The organism is Synechococcus sp. OH2, assembly GCF_047462155.1.
In the GTDB taxonomy this organism is placed as follows: domain Bacteria; phylum Cyanobacteriota; class Cyanobacteriia; order Thermostichales; family Thermostichaceae; genus Thermostichus.
Window position 1 is genome coordinate 7710 of the sequence record NZ_JANSIR010000091.1, and the last position, 688, is coordinate 8397.

General features: G+C 55.5%; 1 CRISPR repeat array.

Annotation, left to right across the window (positions count from 1 at the left end):
- Window positions 1–36 precede the first annotated feature (36 nt).
- A CRISPR array of direct repeats spans window positions 37–676; the repeat unit is 36 nt; unit sequence GTTTCCAATTTCTAGGGATCCCCCCGAAGGGGGAAC.
- The last annotated feature ends 12 nt before the right edge of the window (window positions 677–688 follow it).

Sequence of the window (688 nt, forward strand, 5' to 3'; positions counted from 1 at the left end):
CCTTGACAAGTCGTGGCAACAACTGAAACCTGAGCAGTTTCCAATTTCTAGGGATCCCCCCGAAGGGGGAACCGATTCGCTGTTGTGGTGGAGAAATCCGCCATGGCCAAGTTTCCAATTTCTAGGGATCCCCCCGAAGGGGGAACTTCCTGTATCGTTTCGGAGGGAAAATGATTAGTTTCAATGTGTTTCCAATTTCTAGGGATCCCCCCGAAGGGGGAACAAGAATCTCTGCAGCAGGTAGCAGACCGTTTTCTTGTTTCCAATTTCTAGGGATCCCCCCGAAGGGGGAACCCGGACGGGGTGTTCCTCGTCCGCCACACCGATCCCAGCGAGTTTCCAATTTCTAGGGATCCCCCCGAAGGGGGAACCAGCAGCGATGTCGGGTTCGTCATCCGGCTGAATCAGTAAGTTTCCAATTTCTAGGGATCCCCCCGAAGGGGGAACACAGCAAGGGGCACCCCATGGAAGGACGGCTGGTCTTTCCGTTTCCAATTTCTAGGGATCCCCCCGAAGGGGGAACTTCCCTCTCCCGCTCAATCGCTATGCGGGCACCGATGTATGTTTCCAATTTCTAGGGATCCCCCCGAAGGGGGAACAGCGCATCAGCTCCCGTATCGGGGGCGGTGACGGCAAAGGGGTTTCCAATTTCTAGGGATCCCCCCGAAGGGGGAACTAAGGCAAGCTT